Raw genomic sequence first — 20988 nt, 5'->3', positions numbered from 1 at the left:
CGTCTTATCCTGCCCGCCGCATGGCGCGTGCCTCCCGCATCCACACATATAGGCCGGCTGCGACGATGATCAACGCACCGATGATGGTCCAGCGGTCAGGCAGGGTGCCCCAGAACAGCCAGCCCCAGAATCCGGCCCAGATCAGGCCGGTATAACCAAAGGGGGCGATGGCGGCGGCCTCGGCCATGGCAAAGGCGCGGATCAGCAGCGCCTGCGCCACCGTGCCGAAAATCCCCAGCAGTACAAAGGCCCAGATGTCCTCGCTGGCGATGGGCTGCCAAAAGAACGGCACGGCAAGCGAAGACAGGATCGTCCCGACGGTCGCCGACCACAGGATCGAGGTCGCTGTCGAATCCTCGCGCACAAGGCGGGTCAGGATCGCGCCGGCGGCATAGGTGAAGGCACCGATCAGCGGCAGGATGGCGGCTGGCTGGAATACGCCCGCGCCGGGCCTGATGATGATCAGCGCGCCGCAAAGCGCGACGGCAATGCCGATCAGCCGGCGGATGCCGATGCTTTCGCCAAGGAAAATCGCGGCGGCCAGCGTGATCAGGACGGGGTTGATGTCCATGATCGCCGTCGCCTCGGCCAGACCGATGAATTGCAGCGAGGTGAAGAACAGCCCGACCGAGCCCAGCTGGGTCAGCCCGCGGAACAGCTGCACCACCGGGCGCTTGCTGACCATCGTGCTGCGCAGGCGCGGCGCATAGATCAACCCGACGATCAGCAGGTTGCTGACGAAGCGCACCCAGACGATCTGGGCGGGATGGTAGCGCTCGGTCAGGTGCTTGGCCGAGGCGTCCATCAGCGTGAAGGTAAAAATTGCAAGCAGCAACAGCACGATGCCCTGCAATTGGGTCGAGCGTACAGGGCTGCCTGCGGGCGCAAGGATCTGCGGCAGGCCCTGCGGGGCAATGTCTGGCTGGCTCATCTGGGAACTCCCTCGGCGGGACTTATGCCTGTATGGCAGAGGAAGGTCCATGACCCAGAATGCAGACGGCCGCGCAAAGGCGCGGCCGTCAAGATCATGTGATCGCCGTATCAGCCCAGCAGTTTGCGGGCCAGCGCGACGGTGTCTTCGGCGGTGATGCCGAATTCCTTGTACAGCGTCGGCGCCGGGGCCGAGGCGCCAAAGCCGGTCATGCCGATGAAGCCCGAGGTTTCCTCGCGGCCACGCTCGCCCAGCAGCAGCCATTCCCACGGCTGGCGCACGGCGGCCTCGATCGCGACGCGGACGGTGCCTGCGGGCAGGACCGAGGCGCGGTAATCGGCATCCTGCGCGCGGAACAGTTCCATCGACGGAACCGAGACGACGCGGGTCGGAACGCCTTGCGCTTCCAGAGTCTCGCGCGCGGCGACGGCGATTTCGACCTCGGAACCGGTGGCCATCAGCACGACTTTCGCGTCGCTCGAGGCTTCGCGCAGGACATAGGCACCCTTGGCGGTCAGGTTCTCGCCCGCGGTTTCACGCAGTGTCGGCAGGTTCTGACGCGACAGCGCGAGGACCGAAGGCGAGGTGTCCTCGCTCAGCGCGATTTCCCAGGCTTCGGCGGTCTCGACCAGATCGCAGGGGCGGAAGGTCAGCGTGTTCGGCGTCGCGCGGCAGATTGCCAGATGCTCGACCGGCTGGTGGGTCGGGCCGTCTTCGCCCAGACCGATCGAGTCGTGGGTCATGACATAGACGACCGGCAGACCCATCAGCGCCGACAGACGCATCGCGCCACGGGCATAATCGGTGAAACACATGAACGTGCCGCCATAGGGGCGGAAGCCGCCATGCAGCCAGATGCCGTTCATCGCGGCAGCCATGCCGTGTTCGCGGATGCCGTAATGGATGTAGCGACCGGTGCGGTTTTCGGGCGAGAAAATGCCCAGATCCTTGGTCTTGGTGTTGTTCGAGCCGGTCAGGTCGGCCGAGCCGCCCAGCGTCTCGGGCAGAGCCGGGTTCACCACCTCAAGCACCATCTCACTGGCGCGGCGGGTCGCGATCTTGGGCTTGCTGGTGATCGCCTGATCTTTCAGCGCGGCGATGGTCGGAGCCAGCTTGTCGCTGCCCTCACCCGAGATGCGGCGGGCGAATTCGTCGCGGTTTTCAGCGGCGTCAACGCGCGTGGCCCACTCCATCCGGGCGGTCTTGCCGCGCGAGCCGATGGCGCGCCAGTCGGCAAGGATGTCCTCGGGGATGACGAAGGGGCCGTGTTCCCAGCCATAGGCGGCGCGGGTCGCGGCGATTTCCTCGGCACCCAGCGGCGAGCCATGCGCGCCCGAGCTGTCCTGTTTCTTCGGCGCACCGTAACCGATGATGGTCTTGCACGAAACCAGAACCGGGCGGTCATCTGCGCCGCTGGCCGCGTCGGTCAGCGCGCGGTCGATGTCGGCTGCATCATGGCCGTCGCAGGCCAGAACACGCCAGCCCGAGGCCTCGAAGCGCTTCAGCTGGTCGGTATTGTCCGACAGCGAGACGCGACCGTCGATGGTGATGTCATTGTTGTCCCACAGGACGATCAGGTTCTTCAGCTTCTGGTGGCCGGCCAGCGCGATCGCTTCCTGGCTGATGCCCTCCATCAGGCAGCCGTCGCCGGCAATGACCCAGGTCTTGTGGCTGCACAGGTCCGCGCCATATTGCGCGCGCATCGCTTCTTCGGCGATGGCGAAGCCGACGGCGGTGGCGATGCCCTGACCCAGCGGGCCGGTCGTCGTCTCGACGCCCTCGACATGGCCGTATTCCGGGTGGCCCGCGGTGATTGCGCCCCACTGGCGGAAGTTGCGGATCTGGTCCAGCGACATCTGCTCATACCCGGTCAGGTGCAGCAGCGAATAGATCAGCATCGAGCCGTGGCCCGCCGACAGCACGAAGCGGTCGCGGTCGAACCAGTTCGGGGCCGATGCGTCGAATTTCAGGTGGTTGCGGAACAGGACGGTGGCGACATCCGCCATGCCCATCGGCATGCCGGGATGGCCGGAATTCGCAGCCTCGACGGCGTCCATCGACAGGGCGCGGATGGCGGCGGCAAGGCGCCAGTGATCGGGATTTGCCTTGCGGCGGTCAGCGATGTCCATTGTGGAGTTCCGTGCTGGTGGATGCGGGCCACGTCCTGATATTCAGGCAAGGCCAAGGTTGCAACCCGCGTCGGCCAATATGACGTAAGGCCCGGCAGATCGTGGGATTGCCGGTCAGTTCGGGCCAGATCATTGCCCGCAATTGGTCGCGCAACCAGATATCCGCCGCAACATAATGGTTTCGAACGAATATTTCAGATGGATCGGGGCCATTTCAGGCTGCCATTCCATCCCGTTGCTCGGCAAAGCTGGCCTTTTTGGCCGGGAACCGCAAGCGGGTCCGACGAAAAATCTGTCGCCGCCCAAGATGTTTTTGGCAAAGCGTCACGACTTGGATCGGGGGCTGGGCACAATGCCCTTGAAACCGGCTGGGCTGCACATGGTCGGCGCATGCGCCAGAAAATCGTTGCCTTGGCGGGGTTTCGGCCCGTTACTTGATGCCATCGGGACAATCCGGTTTTGCACGGGGGACAACATGGCAAAGGCCGCGCCGAATACGGTGGATCCGGTAGACGAGATCCTGCCGCCGCTGCGTCTGACGACGCTTGGATTGCAACATGTGCTGGTGATGTATGCGGGGGCGGTGGCCGTGCCGCTGATCGTGGGGCGCGCGCTGAAGCTCTCGCCCGAGGATGTGGCCTTTCTGATCTCGGCGGACCTGTTCTGCTGCGGGATAGCGACGATCATCCAGTCGCTGGGCGCGACGCGCTGGTTCGGCATCCAGCTGCCGGTGATGATGGGGGTGACATTCGCCTCGGTCGGGCCGATGGTCGCGATGGCGGGGGCCTATCCGGGGCCGGATGGCGCGCGGATGATCTTTGGCGCGATCATCGGGGCAGGCATCATCGCCATGCTGATCGCGCCTTTTGTCGGGCGGATGCTCAAATTCTTTCCGCCGCTGGTGACCGGCACGATCATTCTGGTGATCGGCGTGACCCTGATGCGGATCGGGATCAACTGGATCTTTGGCAACCCGGTCGGGCCGACCGCGCCCAAGGTGGTCGATCCGGTGGTGTCGGGCTGGCTGAACCAGTTGAAGGACATGGCGGGAACGGGCACGGTCCCGGCGCTGCCAGAGGGCTTTGCCCCGGCAGCCAGCATGCAGAACCCGCTTTATGCGCGACCGCTGAATATCGGCATCTCGGCGGTGGTGCTGGTCGCGATCCTGATGATCGCGCGTTTCGGCAAGGGTTTCGTCGCCAATATTGCCGTTCTGCTGGGCATGCTGATCGGCGCGACGCTGACCATTGCTCTGGGCCAGATGAACTTTGGCAAGGTGGCCGAGGCGTCATGGTTCGGGCTTGTCACGCCCTTCCATTTCGGGATGCCCATCTTTGACCCGGTGCTGATCCTGACCATGGTTCTGGTGATGATCGTGGTGATGATCGAGTCGACCGGCATGTTCCTTGCGCTGGGAGAGATGACCGGGCGCGAGGTCACGCAGGACCGCCTGACCGCGGGTCTGCGCACCGATGGTCTGGGCACGTTGATCGGCGGTATCTTCAACACCTTCCCCTATACGTCCTTCAGCCAGAACGTCGGCCTGGTCGGCGTGACCGGCATCAAAAGCCGCTATATCTGCGTCGCGGGCGGCGTCATCCTGATCCTGTTCGGGCTGATCCCCAAGATGGGCGCGGCGGTGGAATCGCTGCCGACCTCGGTTCTGGGGGGCGCGGGACTGGTGATGTTCGGCATGGTCGCGGCGACTGGCATCCGTATCCTGTCGAACGTGGATTTCGCCAATAATCGCAACAACCTGTTCGTGGTCGCGGTGTCGCTGGGCTTCGGGATGATCCCGCTGATCGCGCCCGACTTCAAGCAATGGATGCCGCATGCAATCCACCCGCTGATCGAATCCGGCATCCTGCTGGCAACGATCTCGGCCGTGGTGCTGAACGCATTCTTCAACGGCACCCAAGGCGCATCCGTCGAGGATGCCAAGCGCGCCGCCAGCATGGCCGATCACTGATCGGCAGGCTCCAGCGGCTCGACCAAGGGGCGGATACGCAAACGGGTCAGGCGGTTTTCGCGCCGGCTGACCACCTCGAAGCGGTAGCCGTCAAAGGAAAACACCTGACCCGCCGTCGGGATCGACTGCGCCATATGGATGACGAGGCCCGCGACGGTATTGGCCTCATCATCGGGCAGGTTCCAATCCAGCGCGCGGTTCAGGTCGCGGATGGTCATCGCGCCATCGACCAGATAGTCGCCCGCCGCGTTCGGCTTGAGATCAGGCAGCATGTCGGTGTCATGCTCATCCGTGATCTCACCCACGATTTCCTCAAGAATGTCTTCCAGCGTGATCAGGCCGCGCAGGCTGCCATATTCGTCGACCACCAGCGCGAAATGGGTGCGGCGGGCCAGAAACTCGCGCATCTGCTCGTCCAGAGGCGTGGTTTCCGGTACGAAATAGGGCGGCATGGCGATGCCCAGAATATCGAAACCTTCCAGCGCCTCGCCGCCGGTCTCGCGCATGGCGCGGCTGACGCCACGCAGCAGGTCCTTGGCGTGGATGACGCCGATGACATTCTCGCGCTCACCGCGAAAGACGGGCAGGCGGGTATGCGGGCTTTTCAGCACGCGGTCGATGATGTCCGGCGCGGGCAGGTCGGCGTCGATCATCTCGATCCGAGAGCGGTGCAGCATGATCTCCTCGACCGAGCGGTCGCCCAGATCCAGCGCGCCCAGCAGCCGGTCGCGGGCCTCTTTCTGCATGGTGCCGCTGGAGTGCCCGATGGCCAGCGCGCCAGCGATTTCCTCTTGCACGGAAAAGACCAGATCGCTGGAATTCGCGCGAAAGCCGAAGATCGCAAGGATGCCGCTGACGATCATGCGCACGACCGTGACGATCGGGGCCAGGATCACCGTGGCCAGCCGGATCGGGCGGGCAACGCGGCTGGCCAGATCCTCGGGGGCGAGAATCGCATAGGTCTTGGGCAGTACTTCCGAGAAGATCAGCACCAGCACAGTCATCAGCAATGTCGCCAGCGCCACCCCGCCCGAGCCGAAGATCCGGGTGAACAATGCGGTCGCAAGGCTGGCGGCAAGGATATTGACGACATTGTTGCCCAGCAGGATCGAGCCGATCAGCCTTTCGCTGTCCTCAGTCACGGCCAAGGCGGCCTGCGCGCCAGCATCGCCACGATCCGCCCGCGCCCGCAGCTTGGCGCGGCTGGAGGCGGTCAGCGCGGTTTCCGAGCCTGAGAAAAATGCCGAGAGTGCCAGCAGCAGGACAATGGTGCCGACGGTGATCCAGAAGGCCATGTCGATGGCCGATGTCCCGCCGCCCGTTGCCGGTCCGGGGGCGGCGGCAAGGGCGGGCGTGATCATTCGCTATCCTCGGGCCGGCGTCGCGGCGTCGCCAGCGGATGGTGCTTCAGCACCAGATCTCGCATGCGGGCGTCCAGAACATGCGTATAGATCTCGGTCGTGCCCAGATCGGCATGGCCCAGCAGCATCTGGATGGCGCGCAGATCGGCGCCGCCCTCAAGCAGATGGGTGGCAAAGGCGTGGCGCATCACATGTGGCGACACGCGGGACGGATCGATCCCGGCGACGATGGCCAGTTGATCCAGCAGACCGTTCACCGCCTGCCGGGTCATGTGACCTTCGCGCGAGGGGGCGGGGAACAGCCAGCGCCCGCCGCGCCCGGCGACCAGCTTGCCCAAGGGAGTGTCCTCGGGCGCGTCATCGCGGATCGTCAGCCAAGCCGACAGCGCGCGGCGCGCGGGTTCGTTCAGCGGCACCATCCGCTCAACCCCGCCCTTGCCGCGGATCAGCAGGACGGCGGGATTGCCACGGCAGGCGGTGACGGGCAGGGCGACCAGCTCGCTCACGCGCATGCCGGTGGCGTAGATCAGCTCCATCAGGGCCAGATTGCGGGCGCGTTCGACCCCGTTGCGACCAATGCGGGGCAGGGCGTCCAGCAGGGCCTGCACCTCGGCCCGGTCCAGCGTCTTGGGCAGTCGCTGCGCGCGGCCCGGCCCGGCGATGCGGCCTGCCGGATCATCCTCTCGCCAGCCTTCCTCCAGTGAAAAACGCGTCAGTTGCCGGATGGCCGAGAGCCGTCTTGCGCGGGTCGACCGCGACAGGCCCTGCGCGTCGCAATGGCTCAGGTAATCCTCGATCCCCTCGCGGCTGACGTTCAGCAGGTTCAGGTTTCGCGTGCCCAGCCATTCGCTGAAATCCTTCAGGTCGCGACCATAAGCCAGCAGCGTGTTGCGGGCGGACCCCGCCTCGGCCGCCTGCGCATCCAGAAAGGCCGAGATCCTGCGCCAATCGCTGACTTTGTTCGCGTCAGACATGGCCGGTCAGGGATTTGTGGCCAGCGCGCCGGGCAATGAGCCAATGACCGGCGCAAGGATCAGTTCGATTGCAGCCTGACGGGCGATTTCACCCTGTCCCAATTCGCGCAGCACACGCAGGCCCTGCGTCGCACGTGTCAGGTCGCCATCCAGCCCCGCATCGGTATCGGTGATAGCCAGCAGCATCGCCTCACCCTGACGTTTTTCCGCGATCAGTTGTGCGGCGGCGGGCGGGATGGGGGTGGCACTGAAACCGGCCAGCAGCCGTTCAGCCCGGTCCGAGCCGGTCCCGGAAGGTGGGCGGGCATCGGCCAGACCGCTGGCGAAATCCAGCAGCCACAAGTCAAAAGCCGTCGCGTCCTCGGGTGGAGGTTGCACGACCTGCCATTGTCCGGCCTCGATCGCCAGCCACAGGCCGATCTGGCCCGCACGCCCGGTCAAGGGCAGGCTGGCCGCCCGCGCCCCCGCCATATCGGCTAGCGCCGTGCCAAGCCCCGCCGCGACCATCCGGTCAAAGGCCTTGGGCAGGATTTCTTGCACGCCGACCACATCGCGGCTGGTCAGCACCGCATCCAGCCGCTGGATCGCGTCGGCCCGGTCCCAGACTCCGCCTGATGCGGCGGGCCGTTGTTCCAGATAGATCGCCCGCAATTGCGAGGCCGGGATCGCCCCGGCACGCGCCAGACGTTCGGCGGCGTCCAACCGTGCCTTCCAGCCGCCATTCTCATCCAGATCGGCCAGCGAAAAGGCCAAAGGCAGGCTGGCCGAGGGCAGGGGCTGACCCACCGCCTCATGCAGGCGCAGGTCTAGCGGCGTCACCACATCGGGGGGTGTCAGCAGGTCGGCCTTGTCGGAGTAACCGTCGTCCAGATACTGCGCCAACAGCGCGGCCATGCGCTGATCGATCAGGCCGGACGTATCCGCGCCATGAAAGACCAGTGCCGCCGCAGCCCAGTCTCCACCCAGAGCAAGGCAGAAGATGCGAGCCGGAAAGCTGGGCGCGACGCCCGGCGTGCGGTCCATGATCTCGCAGGCCTGAGCCTCATCGCCGGATAGCAGCGCAATGTCGAACATCCGCCGGAAGCGCTCGGGATCGGCGGGACCGGCGGCGCGGATCAGCTCTTTGGCGGCACCGGTGGCGCCCATGTCCAGAAGCTTATCGACGCGGGCCAGAAAAAGCTCACCCTCGCCGCCCGGTTGGGTGGCGGGCGGGTCAAGCTGAGCTGCCAGAATCCGGCGTTGCAGGCGGCGAAGCGCGGGCAGGCGCGCATCGGTCGAGCGCACCAGCCGGGCGATGCTTTCGCCGTCGCCCGCGCCCCACAGGTCGTTGGGCAGACCCGCCGTACGGGCCGAGACCGAGCCTTTGCCATCCGCATTGCCTTCGCCCAGCCGGGTCACCCCGACCGGCTCGACCGCGCCGCTTTTGGCGATGTCCTTCTTGCGGGACTTCGCTTCCGGCGGGCGGGCGTCACCGGGACGCCAGGCCGAGATATTGTCCGGCTGCTTGATGCTGCCCGACAGCCAGTCGCTGGCCGAAAGCGGCGGCCGTGCGATGGCCGCACCCGGCATCAGCATCAGACCGGCCAGAAGGGCGGTCAGCGCCGGGACGGCGCGAAGGCGCTGATCAGTCCAGATCATCTTGCTCCGTTGCGGCAGGCGCTTCCGCAGGTGCGGGCTCGGCAGGCGCGGGCTCGGGTGTCGTTTGTCCGACCACCGGGGCGGGGGCCGGTTCGCTGCCCAGATCCAGCTGGACCGGAAGGCGCGTTTCGCGCGGGGCGGCGCTCATGTCGCCGAAATAGGCATAGCCGGTCAGTCCGCCAAGCAGCAGAATCACCAACACCACCACAACCCACAATAGCCTCATTGCCCGTCCTTTCCGCCTTTTCGCGTCTTTCGTGGCCGGTCTGTCGCCGGCGCGGTGGAATATATATGGCATTTCCCGAAAGATCACGCCATTGAGTGCGTCCATATCTTTTGCCCGGTCCATGCGGAATGTGGTCGCGGGAAAAAAGTTCGGGCAGTCGAGGGGTTGATGCGACGGAACATCGTGCTGATCGGGATGATGGGGGCGGGTAAGACCGCCATCGGAGCCGAGCTTTCGCGCCGGCTGAGCCGGCCGTTCTGGGATACCGATGCCGAGATCGAACGTGCCGCCGCCATGACCATCCCCGAGATTTTCTCGCGCGATGGCGAGGCGTTCTTCCGCGCCCGCGAATCGGAAGTCCTGTCGCGCGTGCTTGCCGGGGGGGACAGCATCGTCTCGACCGGGGGCGGCGCGTGGATGCGGCAGGCCAATCGTGACCGCGTGACCCAGAACGGGCTGTCGGTCTGGCTGGATTGCGATCTGGATACGCTGTGGCATCGCGTTCGCAGCCGTCCGACGCGGCCCTTGCTGCAAACCGCCGAGCCGCGCCAGACCCTTGAGCGGCTATTGGCCGAGCGCCGTCCCGTCTATGCGCTGGCCGATATCCGCATCCAGACCAATATGGGCGATACCGTCGAGGAGACCGCCGATCAGGTGATCGCCGCGATCGAGGCCCGCAATCCCGCGATACTGGAGGCGAAATGACCATCGAAACCGTTCATGTGGACCTGGGCGAGCGTGCCTATGATGTGCGGATCGGCCGTGGCCTGATCGCCCGTGCGGGCGAGGAAATCACCGCCTTTGCCGGTCGCCGCCGTGTCGCCATCCTGACCGATGAAAACGTCGCAGCCCTGCATCTGGACAGTCTGCGTGCATCGCTGGCGGCCTCGGGGCTTGCCGATGCTCCGGCGCTGGTTCTGCCCGCCGGAGAGGCCACGAAATGCTGGGCCCAATTGGGCCATGCCGTGGAATGGCTGATCGAACAGCGGATCGAACGCAAGGATCTGGTCATCGCGCTGGGTGGGGGCGTGATCGGCGATCTGGCCGGTTTTGCTGCCGCGATCCTGCGCCGGGGCGTGCGCTTCGTGCAGATCCCGACCTCGCTTCTGGCGCAGGTCGACAGCTCCGTCGGCGGCAAGACCGGGATCAACAGCCCGCAGGGCAAGAACCTGATCGGGTCCTTCCACCAGCCCGCGCTGGTGCTGGCCGATATCGACGTTCTGGGAACGCTGACCCCTCGCGATTTCCGCGCCGGCTACGGCGAGGTGGCGAAATACGGGCTGCTGGGGGACGAGAATTTCTTCGACTGGCTGGAAACCGCAGGACCGGAGCTTTCTGCGGACCCGGTGGCGCTGCAACGCGCCGTGCGCCATTCCGTCCAGATGAAGGCAGGTATCGTCCAGCGCGATGAGACCGAGCAGGGCGAACGTGCGCTGCTGAACCTTGGCCACACCTTTGGCCATGCGCTGGAATCGGCGACCGGTTATTCCGACCGGCTGCTGCACGGTGAGGGCGTGGCGATCGGCTGTACGCTGGCCTTTGACCTTTCCGCGCGGATGGGTCTGTGCAGCCAAGAGGCGCCCTCTCGCGTGGCTGCGCATTTCGCGGCAATGGGCCTGCCCTCTCGCATCAGCGACATTCCGGGCGATCTGCCCGATGATGAGACGCTGATCGCCCTGATGGGGCAGGACAAAAAGGTGCAGGACGGCAAGCTGCGCTTCATTCTGGCGCGTGGCATCGGACAGGCCTTTGTCACCGACGAGGTGAACCCCGACCTGCTGCGCGGGACCTTGGCGCAATCGCGCCGCTAGGTCATTCGTGCGAAGAAGGCGAGAGCAGGCCGCGATCCAGCTTGCCCTCGCCATATTGCGACAGGTCACGCAGGGCTTCCGACTGGATTTCCTCGGGCACGACGCGGGGTGGCACGATCTCGTCATGGCCCAGCTTCGCGTCACGGTCGCGGCGCAGGGCGGCGCGGCCCAGCATCAGCAGGCTGATCGGCGTGGTGATCAGCATGAAGACGCCGATGATCAGTTCGTGCACGACCGGGCGTTCCTCAAGCAGCGAAAACATCGCCATCGAGCCAAGCACGATCAGCAGCGTGCCATAGCTGTAGGACATCGTCGGCGCGTGCAGCCGCTGGTAGAAGCTTTTCAGCCGCACCAGCCCGATGCTGCCCAGCAGCGCCAAAGAGCTGCCGCAGACCACGAAGATCGCGATCAGAATCGCAGCGACGGGCGGAAGGTCACCAAGATGGCTCATTCGACGACCTCGCCGCGCATCAGGAACTTCGCCGCACAGACCGTGGTGATGAAGCCAAGGACGGCGATGACCAGCGCGCCCTCGAAGAAGAAGACATTGCCGTTGCCCATGCCGATCAGCAGGAACAGCAGCATCGCGTTGAGATACATGGTGTCGATGGCCAGCACGCGGTCCTGCGCGCGCGGGCCGCGAATGATGCGCCAGCAGGTCAGGCCGATCGCCACGACCATGGCGATCTGGGCATAGCTCAGGGCATATTCCAGGATCAGATTCGCGCTCATTCGAAGATCTCCAGAAGCAGGCGTTCGTAGCGGTCCCGGACAAGGCTTTGCCAGTCATCCTCGCTGCGCAGGTCAAAGACATGCAGCAGCACGCGCCCGGTCTGCTGTTCATATTCCAGCCATGCCGTGCCCGGCGTCGCGGTCATGATGATCGCCAGAAGCGCAAGCCCGTTCGGATCGCGCAGGGTCAGTTCGATCTCGACGAAGCCGGAATGGAAGCGCGGGTGGTTCGGACCCAGCAGCAGGACGCGGGCGACGGTGACGTTGGATTTCAGGATGTCCCAGGCGACGATGCCCATCAGCTGGGGGATGGCGGACCAGCGCCGGATGCGTGGCCGGGGCGGATGCAGCCGCTCGACCGTCCAGCCCGCGATCAGCGCGATCCCGGTGCCAAGGATCAGGTGGCCCAGCGAAAAACGGGTCAGGATCATCCACATGGCGACCAGCGCCACCGACAGCAGCGGATGGGGGATCAGCCGCGTCATTTCTGACCCTCCGGCGGTTCATAGGGCGCGTGGTTCTGCGGCGGAGTGGCGTCGACGCGCTTGGCATCCTCCAGCACCGTCTCGCGGTAGATGGCGGGGTTCAGCAGGGTTTGCGCGGTCACTCGGGTGTAGCTTAGCACCGCATCGGCGCGGATGGTCATCAGCAGGATCATCGCCAGCAGCATCAGGACCGGCACGACCTCCAGCGCGAGGATGCGGGGCGCGGGCACGGCCTCGGCCCAGAAGCGGCGCATGCCGAAGCGCAGCAGCGCAATCAGCGCGCCAAGCCCCGACAGGATCAGCATGGCCGCATAGATCCACAGCATCACCGGCAATTGCCCCGACAGACCGATATTGCCCTCAACCGCGCCGCGCAGGATGGCGAACTTGCCGATGAAGCCCGGCATGGGCGGCAGACCCGCCAGCATGGCCGCGATCAGCGAGAAACAGATCGCCATGGTCAGCCAGGATACCGTGCGGGTGCTGGCGGGGCTGGGCGTGTCCTCGACCGTATCAAGGCCCATCGGCGTCCATTCCCAGCGCTCGGCCAGCCGCTCGCCGGCGGGCTCGGTGGTCTGGGACTGGTCGTCGGTGCCGGTATCGTCGCGGGAAACCGGCTCGGCGATCAGGAAGAAGGCGGAAACCGCAGCGGTCGAGCCGATCAGGTAGTAAAGCGCGCCGCTGAGCACCTCGGCCCCGCCGCCCGCCTGCGCGAAGCCCACGGCGGTCAGCACCGTCCCCGAGGAAATGATCGCGATATAGCCGCCCTTGCGGGTCAGGTCCGGCGTTCCAAGAATGCCGATCATGCCGAATGCCATGGTCAACACGCCGCCGATCATCAGGATCGGCGCACCGAACCCGGCCGAGGCCCCGGCCTGCGGACCAAGGATCAGCAGCGACAGACGCAGGATCACATAGACCCCCACTTTGGTCATGATCGCCATGATCGCGGCGGCGGGCGGCGAGGCCGAGGCATAGGTCGGCGGCAGCCAGAAGCAGAGCGGCCAGATCGCGGCCTTGGTCAGGAAAGCGATACCCAGGAAAGCCGCCGCGGCATGGAAGAGCAGCCTTTGCGCATCGTCGAGACCCGCAAGCTGGGCCGCGATATGGGCCATGTTCAGCGTGCCGGTGGTGCCATAGACCAGCGCCACGCCGATCAGGAAGAACAGCGAAGCCGCAAGGTTCACGGCGATGTAATGCAGCCCGGCCTTGATCCGCTCCGGCCCCGAGCCATGCAGCATCAGCCCGTAGGACGCTGCGAGCATCACTTCGAAGAAGACGAACAGGTTGAACAGATCGCCGGTCAGGAAGGACCCGTTCACCCCGGCCAGCAGGAACTGGAACATGGAATGGAAATGCTGCCCCTTACCGTGCCAGCCAGCGGCGGCATAGATCAGCGCGGGCGCGGCCAGCAGCGAGGTCAGCATCACCATCATCGCCGCAAGCCGGTCCAGCACCAGCACGATGCCGACCGGAACCGGCCAGTTGCCCAGCAGATACATGCGCACCGCCGTTTCGCCCTGATCGGTCAGGGACTTGGCGTCCTGCATCAGCTCGACCGAGCTCAGGAACATCAGGCCGATGGCGACAAGGCCCATGATCAGCTTGGTCTGCCGGTTGCGGTCATTATAGAACAGCATGATCGCGCCCGCGATCAGCGGGATCAGGATCGGTGCAATGATCATGTGCTCGGGCACGGCGGCAGGCGTCATTGCTCACGCTCCTTGCCGTCGACATGGTCGGTGCCGGTGGTCCCGCGCGAGGCGATCATCACCACCAGAAACAGTGCCGTTGTGGCAAAGCTGATGACGATGGCAGTCAGCACCAGCGCCTGCGGCAGCGGATCGGCATAGGCGGCCGGATCGACAAAGCCGCCCTTGGGCATGATCGGGGCCGCACCCACATACAGGCGCCCCATCGAAAAGATGAACAGGTTGACGCCGTAAGCCAGCAGGCACAGGCCGATGATGACCTGAAACGAGCGGGGACGCATCAACAGCCAGACGCCGGAACCGGTCAGCACGCCGATGGCAAGGGCGAGTATCATTTCCATCAGCTTTGCTCCTCGGATTCGGTGGGACGGCTGCGGGGTGCGACGCGCAGCGACTGGTGGGCAATCGCAATCAGCATCAGCACGATGGCGCCCACGACCAACGAGAAGACCCCAACATCGAACAGCATCGCCGTCGAGGCCGGGACCTTACCGATCCATGGCAGTTCCAGATATTGGTAATGCGTGGTCAGGAAGGGCGCGCCAAAGATCCATGACCCGAGGCCAACCGATGCCGCGACGATCAGCCCCGTCGCCATCCAGCGCACCGGCAGGATGGTCAGCCGCGCCTCGACCCAGCGGACATTCGAGGCGACGTATTGCAACAGCAGCCCCAGCGCAAAGGTGACGCCCGCGGCAAAGCCGCCGCCCGGCAGGTCATGGCCGCGGAAGAACAGATAAGCCGCCAGCGCGATGATTGGGGCGAACAGCCACTGCATCAGCACGGCCGGGATGAACAGATAGGCCTCCAGCGCCTGTTCCTCAGCTTCGACCTGCGGGCGCGGACGCTCGACGCTTTCCAGCGCGGGGCGGAAGCGGCGCAGTAGGGCGTAGACGGTCAGCCCCACGATGGCGAGGACGGCGATTTCCCCGAAGGTGTCAAAGGCGCGGAAGTCGACAAGGATGACATTGACCACATTGGTGCCGCCACCCTCGACATAGGAATGGCGCAGGAACCAGTCCCCGACCGAGCTGCCCGGACGCGTCAGCAGGATGGCCAGCGCGATCGCGGTCATGCCAAGGCCGCAGGTCACGGCGATCATCAGGTCGCGGAAACGGCGGAAGCGCGAGGTGAAATTATTGTCGCCCGCGATTTCCTCATCGCGCTTGGGTAGCCAGCGCAGGCCCAGCAGCAACAATGCCGTGGTCGCGATCTCGACCAGCAACTGGGTCACGGCAAGGTCGGGTGCCGACAGCCAGACAAAGGTGGTGCAGGTGACCAGCCCGACGCCTCCGGTCAGGATCAGCGCGGCAAAGCGGTGATATTTGGCCTGCCATGCCGCGGCCAGCGCGCAGGCGCCGCCGATCAGCCAGAGCAGGGCAAAGACCAACTCACGCGAGCTGATTTCGGGCAGGGTGATGTTCCAGTCCAGCGGCCCCAGCGCGAAATAGGCGGCGGCCATGCCCATCAGCACCATGACCCGCAATTGCCCCTGCAACCCGGTGGCGCTGATCCGGCGCAGCATCCGGCGCGGCAGCGTGACGGTGGCGAATTGCAGACCGGTCTCGAAGAAGCGGGCGAATTCCAGCGCGCGGGTGATCCGCAGCCCTTCCTCGCCCCGGTCGATCCAGCGCCGGGGCAGCAGGTAGATGATGACGCCCAGACCGGTGGCGATCAGGCTCATGATCAAAGCCGGGTTCACGCCGTGCCACAGTTTCAGGCTGAAATGCGGCAGGTCCGGGCCAAGGATGGCCATGCCCGCGCTGGTCAGCCAGTTGCCCAGCGTCGCCTGCGGCGCGATGCCGACGGCAAGACAGGCAGCGACCAGTACAAAGACCGGCAGGCGCATCAGGGCCGGGGGCTCGTGCGGTTCATGCGGCAGGTCGGTGGCCTTGGGGCCAAAGAACACCGTGACGATGAAGCGCAGCGAATAGGCGGCGCTGAACGACGCGGCCAGAACCGCGATATAGGGTGCCCAGTTGTCCAGCGGGCTGCCATTGTTCCAGACATAGGTCGCCTCGAAGAACATTTCCTTCGACAGGAACCCGTTCAGCAGCGGCACCCCCGCCATCGCCGCCGAGGCGATGATGGCCAGCGTCGCGGTGACCGGCATGGCATGGGCCAGACCGGACAGGCGACGCATGTCGCGGGTGCCGGTTTCGTGGTCGATGATGCCTGCCGCCATGAACAGCGAGGCCTTGAAGACCGCGTGGTTCACGATGTGGAAAACCGCAGCGATGATGGCCAGAGGCGTCCCGATTCCGGCCAGCGCGGTGATCAGTCCCAGATGGCTAATCGTCGAATAGGCCAGCAACCCTTTCAGGTCATGCTTGAACAGCGCGACAAAGGCGCCAAGCAGCATGGTGATCATCCCCGCTCCGGTGACGATCTGGAACCATGCATCGGTCCCCCCCAGCGCGGGCTGGAAGCGCAGCAGCAGGAATACCCCTGCCTTCACCATCGTCGCGGAATGCAGGTAGGACGATACTGGCGTCGGTGCGGCCATCGCGTTCGGCAGCCAGAAATGGAACGGGAACTGCGCGGATTTGGTGAACGCGCCCAGCAGGAACAGGATCAGCACGACCGGATAAAGCCGGTGGCCGGTGATCTGCGGCCCTGCGGCCAGAACGTCTTCCAACTGGTAGCTGCCGACGATCTGCCCGATCAGGATCATCGCCACCATCAGGCACAGCCCGCCGGTCGCCGTGACGATCAGCGCCATGCGTGCGCCGTCGCGGGCGTCCTGACGATGATACCAATAGCCGATCAGCAGGAAGGACACGATGCTGGTCAGTTCCCAGAACACCACCAGCATGATGATATTGCCCGAGAGCAGCAGCCCCGACATCGCGCCCGCAAAGGCCAGCAGGCAGGAATAAAGCCGTGGCACCGGATCGTCGGCGGCCATGTAATAGCGCGCATAGACCAGAACCAGCATGCCGATACCCGCGACCAGCACCATGAACAGCCATGAAAAACCGTCCATGCGGAAGCTCAGGTCCAGCCCGACGCTGCTGGCCCATTCAAGCTTGCTGGTGATGGTGCCGCCTTCGTCCACTGCCGGGTAAAGCACCGCCAGCACGCCCAGCACGACGGCCATGGTCAGCCCGGCCAGCCATGTTTCCGCGTTTCGAGAGCCTACAGGAAGTGTCGCCGCCAAGGCGGCTGAAACGAATGGTGTCAGAACAAGCAAAAGCAATAGGTTCTGTTCGACCATCGGATCCTTCTCGGCTCTGGGATTTGTGCGCTCATCATAGAGAGGCAACCGGGGGAAGCACAACCGACCATGCAGGCAAAAAATGCATGATCGACCCCGGGGTCACTTATTTTTTATCGGATTCGCAAAGGGATTCGCGCCGAACTTAAAAATTGCAAATATTTCGGCCTAAGGGCGCAGCCGTGTCACGTCCTGCATCTGTCCGTCCGTCACCATGATCTCGGACGGCAGCGGATGCGAGATGAAGTAGACCGGGCTGGCCGTAGGTCCGTAGGCCCCCGCCGCATGCAGCGCGATCAGGTCGCCTTCCTCCAGCCGGGGCAGCATCACCCCGCTGCCCAGCTTGTCGATCGAGGTGCAAAGCGGGCCTGTGATGTCGTGCTTTTCCTCGGGTGGGGCGGTGCCATCCTCGACCCGGTGCAGGACGTAGTTGCGCCGGATCACCATACCGAAATTCCCCGAGGCCGCCAGATTGGCGTTCATGCCGCCATCGCAGATCGCGATACGGGTGCCGCGCGATTGCTTGACCGAGACGACTCGGGTCAGGAAATAGCCCGCAGGCCCGACCAGATAGCGGCCAAGCTCCAGCACCAGCCGCGTCCCAGCAAAGCGGGGAAGCGCGCGGAAGGCGTCCAGATCGGGTGCGATGGACTGCGCGATCGCGTCCAGATCAAGCTCGACCTCGCCAGGATGGTGCGGGATGCCCAGGCCCGAGCCGAAGATCAGCTTTTCCGGGGTCAGATCCAGCGCTTCTGACAGGTGGGTGAAAACCTCAAGAAAGATGCGCCAGTTTTCGCAGATGGCGTCGGGCTTCAGACTTTGTGTGCCGGAATAGATATGCAGCCCGATGATGCGCAGATTGGGCAGCGCGGCGATCTGCGGCAGAATCTGTTCGGCATCCTCGATGTCGATGCCAAACGGGCTGGGCCGTCCGGCCATGTGGTCACCAAAGCCCTTGGGCACATGGTCCGGCGCAATGCGGATCAGGACCGGCTGAACCATCCCCAACTCGGCGGCGATGGCATTGGCCAGCCGCGCCTCGCGCAGGCTTTCGATGACCAGCTCACCCAAGCCTGCTGCAATGACGGGACGCAGTTCGGGTTCGCGCTTGGCCGGGCCGGTAAAGCTGATCCGGTCCGGTTGCCATCCGGCTGTCTGTGCCAGCTCGAACTCGCCACCCGAGGAAATGTCCAGATAATCGACCTTGCCTTGCATCCAGCCCAGCAGCGCCGGGTTCGGGTTGCTTTTGACGGCGAAGCTGACCGAGAACCAGCGGCCAAGCGCCGTCCGCAGCGCGCCCAACCGTGCTGCGATCACATCGGTGACATAGACATATGAGGGAGTGCCGAAGCGCGCCGCCGCCTGCGCTAAAATCCGGTCCCTGCCGCAGCTATCCCCGTCACGCAAGCGAGGCCACAAAGGCTGCGATGCGGTTCGCCGTGTCGAAATTCTCAAGCGTGACATCCCCGGGCTGGATGATCGTGCCTGTCGTCTCTTCGATATAGGTGATCAACCCCACCATCGACACCGAGTCCAGAATGCCGCTTGAGAATAGCTCGGTATCGTTGTCGATGGCCTCTCCGATATTCTGTTCGTCGCGAAGGTAAGTGATCAGCTGGCTCTGGGTCAGGCTCATATGGTCGGGTCTCATTCTTCAGATTTCGACGGTGGCGGCTTTGGCGGAGGCGATGACGGTCGGACGGTCCAGCTTACCGCTGGCGGTGCGGGGCATGGCGCCGGGCCATGAATGGATACGCTGGGGCCGCATATAGTTCGGCATGGCGCGCGTGCAATGCTGCAGCAACGCTTCCTCGGCACCATTGGGCAGATAGCTGACCACGGCATGCACCGCCTGACCCAGCGAGGGATGTTCGATCCCGAAGGCCACGACATCGCCCACCAGCCCGCTGCTGGACAAGGCATCCTCGACCTCGGTCGGGGACAGTCGGAAGCCCATGGTCTTGATCATCTCATCCATGCGACTGACGAACCACATATCGCCGTCCTCGTCCAGTCGCACCAGATCGCCGGAATAGACGACGGGCTCATCCCCGATCAGATGGCGAAGCTCGGGGCAGGGACGGATCTTTTGCGCGGTGAATTCGGGGCGTTCCCAATAGCCCATGCTGACCAGGGGACCGGCATGGACCAATTCGCCCTGTTCACCCGGCCCGGCGATGCCCACCCCATGCCTGATCGCAAAGACCCGCGCGTTGGGGATCTGCTGGCCGATCGAGCCCATCTTCTGTGTGAAGCGCGATGGCGGCAGATAGGTCGAACGAAACGCCTCGGTCAGGCCATACATCAGGTAGATGTCCACGTCCGGGAATACCGTGGGCAGCAGCTCAAGGATATTCGGCGGGATTTTCCCACCGGTATTGGTAATCCGGCGCAATGAGGGCAGCTCGACCGGGTTGTCATCAAGGAAGCGGACGATCTCATTCCACAGGGGCGGCACGCCGGCGATGCCGGTCACGCTTTCATCGCGCGCCATGCGGATGATCTCGGCGGGCAGGGTGACGGGCTGATGCACAACCGTGCCGCCCTTCAGCAGCATGGTGGTCAGCTGGTTCAGCCCGGCATCAAAGCTGTAGGGCAGCACCGAAAGCAACCGGTCCCGCGGGGTCAGGCCCAGATATTCCGCGACGGAAACCGCACCCGCGCGGATATTGCGATGACTGAGCATCACCCCCTTGGGCTGCCCGGTCGAGCCCGAAGTATAGATGATCATCGCAAGCTGGCCGGGGTCCGGATCATACGCCGCCACGCCACTGTCATCGGGCAGGGCGCCCCATGCATCTGCACCTTGCGGGGCCTCGGCCCCTTGAACCAGGAATGACATCCCGTCGGGCAGTTCATCCGCGCTGTTCAATGAGGCGCGGGTCAGGATCGCGGCCCGCGCCCGGCAGTCGCGGGCGACATAGGCCAGTTGATGGCCGGTCCAGCGGTTGTTGACGTTGACCACCACCGCGCCGATCTTCCAGGCGCCGAACATGGCCGCAACCTCGTCGATGGCCTTGCGCAGATGGACGATCACCCGGTCGCCGGGCTGGATGTCGCGATGGGTCAGCCAATCCGCCACGCGTCCGGCCTCGGCCACCAACGCGGCATATGAAACACGGCGATCCCGGTCGATGGCGGCAATCTTGTCGGCGCTGCCGGGCAGGTTGTCGGCCAACAGGCGCCAAATGCTGACGTCGAACAGGGCCGAGTCGTCTGGATCAGCCATTGCCGCCCGCCTGTTTCATCCGCGCCAGATTGGGCAGGCTGGGATAGATCTTGGCCGGCGATCCGACCACGACCGAATCCGAGGGCACATCGGTCGAGACTGCCGTATTCGGCCCGATCCGAACCCGATCCCCGATCTTGATCGGCCCCAGCACGGTCGAGTTCACGCCGATAAACACATCGTCCCCGATGACCGGAGCCTGTCCGCGCATATTCGTGCCGATGGTGACGTTATGCATCACCCCGCAGCGGTCCCCGATCACCACGTCGGGATGGATCGAAAGCGATCCTTCCGCATGGATGATATGGAAATCCTTGCCCAGTTGGACATTCGGCGGAATCCAGACCTTGGTTATGTTCAGGATGAAGACCCTGAAAAAACCATAGACCTTGTTGGCCAGCCAGCGGGCCACCGGATTGCGCCGATGAATGGCCCAACGGCCCCAGCGGTGAATTGCCAAGGAAACAAAGGCCGGCTCGGTCAGGGACCGGCCGTGACGAATATAGTCCCCTCGAATTTCTTCAAACAATGTCATCATGATCACTCAAGAGTGAGCCGAAAAAGGGCAGGCGAC

Annotated in this window: 19 protein-coding genes; 3 read left to right on the top strand and 16 right to left on the bottom strand. The window is 64.6% G+C overall.

The features are described 5' to 3' along the window. Window positions 1-4: 4 nt before the first annotated feature. Both GL300_RS11720 and tkt read right to left on the bottom strand, forming a co-directional pair. Window positions 5-931 carry a DMT family transporter gene (locus GL300_RS11720; RefSeq protein WP_155039823.1) on the bottom strand — a complete coding sequence of 309 codons (927 nt, stop codon included), beginning with the start codon at window positions 929-931 and terminating at the stop codon, window positions 5-7. A gap of 110 nt (window positions 932-1041) precedes the next feature. Beyond that, on the bottom strand, window positions 1042-3060 hold the full coding sequence (gene tkt / locus GL300_RS11715) for a transketolase (RefSeq protein ID WP_155039822.1): 2019 nt from the start codon (window positions 3058-3060) through the stop codon (window positions 1042-1044). A gap of 475 nt (window positions 3061-3535) precedes the next feature. Between tkt and GL300_RS11710 the strand changes: the two genes are divergently transcribed. Continuing rightward, window positions 3536-5029 carry a nucleobase:cation symporter-2 family protein gene (locus GL300_RS11710; RefSeq protein WP_155039821.1) on the top strand — a complete coding sequence of 498 codons (1494 nt, stop codon included), beginning with the start codon at window positions 3536-3538 and terminating at the stop codon, window positions 5027-5029. On the opposite strand, the gene GL300_RS11705 is transcribed toward GL300_RS11710, so the two are convergent. From GL300_RS11705 to GL300_RS11690, 4 genes are read right to left on the bottom strand one after another with little or no spacing between them, the layout of a single operon-like run. Continuing rightward, a complete protein-coding gene (locus GL300_RS11705; RefSeq protein ID WP_155039820.1) occupies window positions 5023-6390 on the bottom strand; it encodes an HlyC/CorC family transporter in 1368 nt (455 codons plus the stop codon). The genes GL300_RS11710 and GL300_RS11705 overlap by 7 nt on opposite strands. Further along, window positions 6387-7364, bottom strand: a complete 978-nt coding sequence (locus GL300_RS11700; RefSeq protein WP_155039819.1) for a site-specific tyrosine recombinase XerD — start codon at window positions 7362-7364, stop codon at window positions 6387-6389. Before GL300_RS11700 ends, GL300_RS11705 begins: the two co-directional genes overlap by 4 nt. A gap of 6 nt (window positions 7365-7370) precedes the next feature. Then, a complete protein-coding gene (locus GL300_RS11695; RefSeq protein ID WP_155039818.1) occupies window positions 7371-9002 on the bottom strand; it encodes a hypothetical protein in 1632 nt (543 codons plus the stop codon). Continuing rightward, the gene (locus GL300_RS11690) at window positions 8989-9228 is read right to left on the bottom strand and encodes a hypothetical protein (RefSeq protein WP_155039817.1); all 240 of its coding nucleotides are present in this window, start codon (window positions 9226-9228) and stop codon (window positions 8989-8991) included. Before GL300_RS11690 ends, GL300_RS11695 begins: the two co-directional genes overlap by 14 nt. A 105-nt stretch (window positions 9229-9333) precedes the next feature. On the opposite strand from GL300_RS11690, the gene GL300_RS11685 reads away from it, so the two are divergent. Together GL300_RS11685 and aroB are read left to right on the top strand one after the other, a co-directional pair. Then, window positions 9334-9933 carry a shikimate kinase gene (locus GL300_RS11685; RefSeq protein WP_343043024.1) on the top strand — a complete coding sequence of 200 codons (600 nt, stop codon included), beginning with the start codon at window positions 9334-9336 and terminating at the stop codon, window positions 9931-9933. After that, window positions 9930-11039 (top strand): 3-dehydroquinate synthase, encoded by a 1110-nt coding sequence (gene aroB / locus GL300_RS11680; RefSeq protein ID WP_155039815.1) that lies wholly within the window; start codon window positions 9930-9932, stop codon window positions 11037-11039. The genes GL300_RS11685 and aroB overlap by 4 nt, the downstream gene beginning before the upstream one ends. Before the next feature lies 1 nt (window position 11040). Here the strand turns inward: aroB and mnhG are convergent, their stop codons facing one another. From mnhG to GL300_RS11630, 10 genes are all read right to left on the bottom strand, one after another. Continuing rightward, window positions 11041-11490, bottom strand: a complete 450-nt coding sequence (gene mnhG, locus GL300_RS11675; RefSeq protein ID WP_155039814.1) for a monovalent cation/H(+) antiporter subunit G — start codon at window positions 11488-11490, stop codon at window positions 11041-11043. Then, window positions 11487-11771, bottom strand: a complete 285-nt coding sequence (locus GL300_RS11670) for a K+/H+ antiporter subunit F (RefSeq protein ID WP_155039813.1) — start codon at window positions 11769-11771, stop codon at window positions 11487-11489. The genes mnhG and GL300_RS11670 overlap by 4 nt, the downstream gene beginning before the upstream one ends. Further along, complete coding sequence (locus tag GL300_RS11665) at window positions 11768-12256, bottom strand: Na+/H+ antiporter subunit E (protein ID WP_155039812.1); 489 nt, start codon at window positions 12254-12256, stop codon at window positions 11768-11770. The genes GL300_RS11670 and GL300_RS11665 overlap by 4 nt, the downstream gene beginning before the upstream one ends. Next, a complete protein-coding gene (locus tag GL300_RS11660; protein WP_155039811.1) occupies window positions 12253-13968 on the bottom strand; it encodes a monovalent cation/H+ antiporter subunit D in 1716 nt (571 codons plus the stop codon). The genes GL300_RS11665 and GL300_RS11660 overlap by 4 nt, the downstream gene beginning before the upstream one ends. Continuing rightward, entirely contained in the window at window positions 13965-14309 is a 345-nt protein-coding gene (locus tag GL300_RS11655) for a Na+/H+ antiporter subunit C (RefSeq protein WP_155039810.1), read from the bottom strand. Before GL300_RS11655 ends, GL300_RS11660 begins: the two co-directional genes overlap by 4 nt. After that, window positions 14309-17185 carry a monovalent cation/H+ antiporter subunit A gene (locus GL300_RS11650; RefSeq protein WP_155039809.1) on the bottom strand — a complete coding sequence of 959 codons (2877 nt, stop codon included), beginning with the start codon at window positions 17183-17185 and terminating at the stop codon, window positions 14309-14311. The genes GL300_RS11655 and GL300_RS11650 overlap by 1 nt, the downstream gene beginning before the upstream one ends. A 168-nt stretch (window positions 17186-17353) precedes the next feature. Next, window positions 17354-18592 carry a type III PLP-dependent enzyme gene (locus GL300_RS11645; protein WP_246195156.1) on the bottom strand — a complete coding sequence of 413 codons (1239 nt, stop codon included), beginning with the start codon at window positions 18590-18592 and terminating at the stop codon, window positions 17354-17356. Beyond that, window positions 18585-18821, bottom strand: coding sequence for an acyl carrier protein (locus GL300_RS11640; protein ID WP_155039807.1), 237 nt, complete (start codon window positions 18819-18821; stop codon window positions 18585-18587). The genes GL300_RS11645 and GL300_RS11640 overlap by 8 nt, the downstream gene beginning before the upstream one ends. An 18-nt stretch (window positions 18822-18839) precedes the next feature. Continuing rightward, on the bottom strand, window positions 18840-20414 hold the full coding sequence (locus GL300_RS11635) for an AMP-binding protein (protein ID WP_155039806.1): 1575 nt from the start codon (window positions 20412-20414) through the stop codon (window positions 18840-18842). Continuing rightward, window positions 20407-20826, bottom strand: a complete 420-nt coding sequence (locus GL300_RS11630; protein WP_343043012.1) for a serine acetyltransferase — start codon at window positions 20824-20826, stop codon at window positions 20407-20409. The genes GL300_RS11635 and GL300_RS11630 overlap by 8 nt, the downstream gene beginning before the upstream one ends. Window positions 20827-20988 lie beyond the last annotated feature (162 nt).

It is taken from the genome of Paracoccus litorisediminis (assembly GCF_009711205.1).
GTDB classification, from domain to species: Bacteria; Pseudomonadota; Alphaproteobacteria; order Rhodobacterales; family Rhodobacteraceae; genus Paracoccus; species Paracoccus litorisediminis.
This window is presented reverse-complemented; position numbering and strand designations above follow the sequence as displayed.

Bases quoted from the DNA above. Each gene is read 5' to 3' on its own strand.
- GL300_RS11665 (WP_155039812.1), bottom strand. From the start codon at position 12,256: ATGACGCGGCTGATCCCCCATCCGCTGCTGTCGGTGGCGCTGGTCGCC.
- GL300_RS11700 (WP_155039819.1), bottom strand. From the start codon at position 7,364: ATGTCTGACGCGAACAAAGTCAGCGATTGGCGCAGGATCTCGGCCTTT.
- GL300_RS11655 (WP_155039810.1), bottom strand. From the start codon at position 14,309: ATGGAAATGATACTCGCCCTTGCCATCGGCGTGCTGACCGGTTCCGGC.
- aroB (WP_155039815.1), top strand. From the start codon at position 9,930: ATGACCATCGAAACCGTTCATGTGGACCTGGGCGAGCGTGCCTATGAT.
- GL300_RS11650 (WP_155039809.1), bottom strand. From the start codon at position 17,185: ATGGTCGAACAGAACCTATTGCTTTTGCTTGTTCTGACACCATTCGTT.
- GL300_RS11705 (WP_155039820.1), bottom strand. From the start codon at position 6,390: ATGATCACGCCCGCCCTTGCCGCCGCCCCCGGACCGGCAACGGGCGGC.
- GL300_RS11690 (WP_155039817.1), bottom strand. From the start codon at position 9,228: ATGAGGCTATTGTGGGTTGTGGTGGTGTTGGTGATTCTGCTGCTTGGC.
- GL300_RS11640 (WP_155039807.1), bottom strand. From the start codon at position 18,821: ATGAGCCTGACCCAGAGCCAGCTGATCACTTACCTTCGCGACGAACAG.
- GL300_RS11710 (WP_155039821.1), top strand. From the start codon at position 3,536: ATGGCAAAGGCCGCGCCGAATACGGTGGATCCGGTAGACGAGATCCTG.
- GL300_RS11670 (WP_155039813.1), bottom strand. From the start codon at position 11,771: ATGAGCGCGAATCTGATCCTGGAATATGCCCTGAGCTATGCCCAGATC.
- GL300_RS11720 (WP_155039823.1), bottom strand. From the start codon at position 931: ATGAGCCAGCCAGACATTGCCCCGCAGGGCCTGCCGCAGATCCTTGCG.
- GL300_RS11635 (WP_155039806.1), bottom strand. From the start codon at position 20,414: ATGGCTGATCCAGACGACTCGGCCCTGTTCGACGTCAGCATTTGGCGC.
- GL300_RS11660 (WP_155039811.1), bottom strand. From the start codon at position 13,968: ATGACGCCTGCCGCCGTGCCCGAGCACATGATCATTGCACCGATCCTG.
- tkt (WP_155039822.1), bottom strand. From the start codon at position 3,060: ATGGACATCGCTGACCGCCGCAAGGCAAATCCCGATCACTGGCGCCTT.
- mnhG (WP_155039814.1), bottom strand. From the start codon at position 11,490: ATGAGCCATCTTGGTGACCTTCCGCCCGTCGCTGCGATTCTGATCGCG.
- GL300_RS11695 (WP_155039818.1), bottom strand. From the start codon at position 9,002: ATGATCTGGACTGATCAGCGCCTTCGCGCCGTCCCGGCGCTGACCGCC.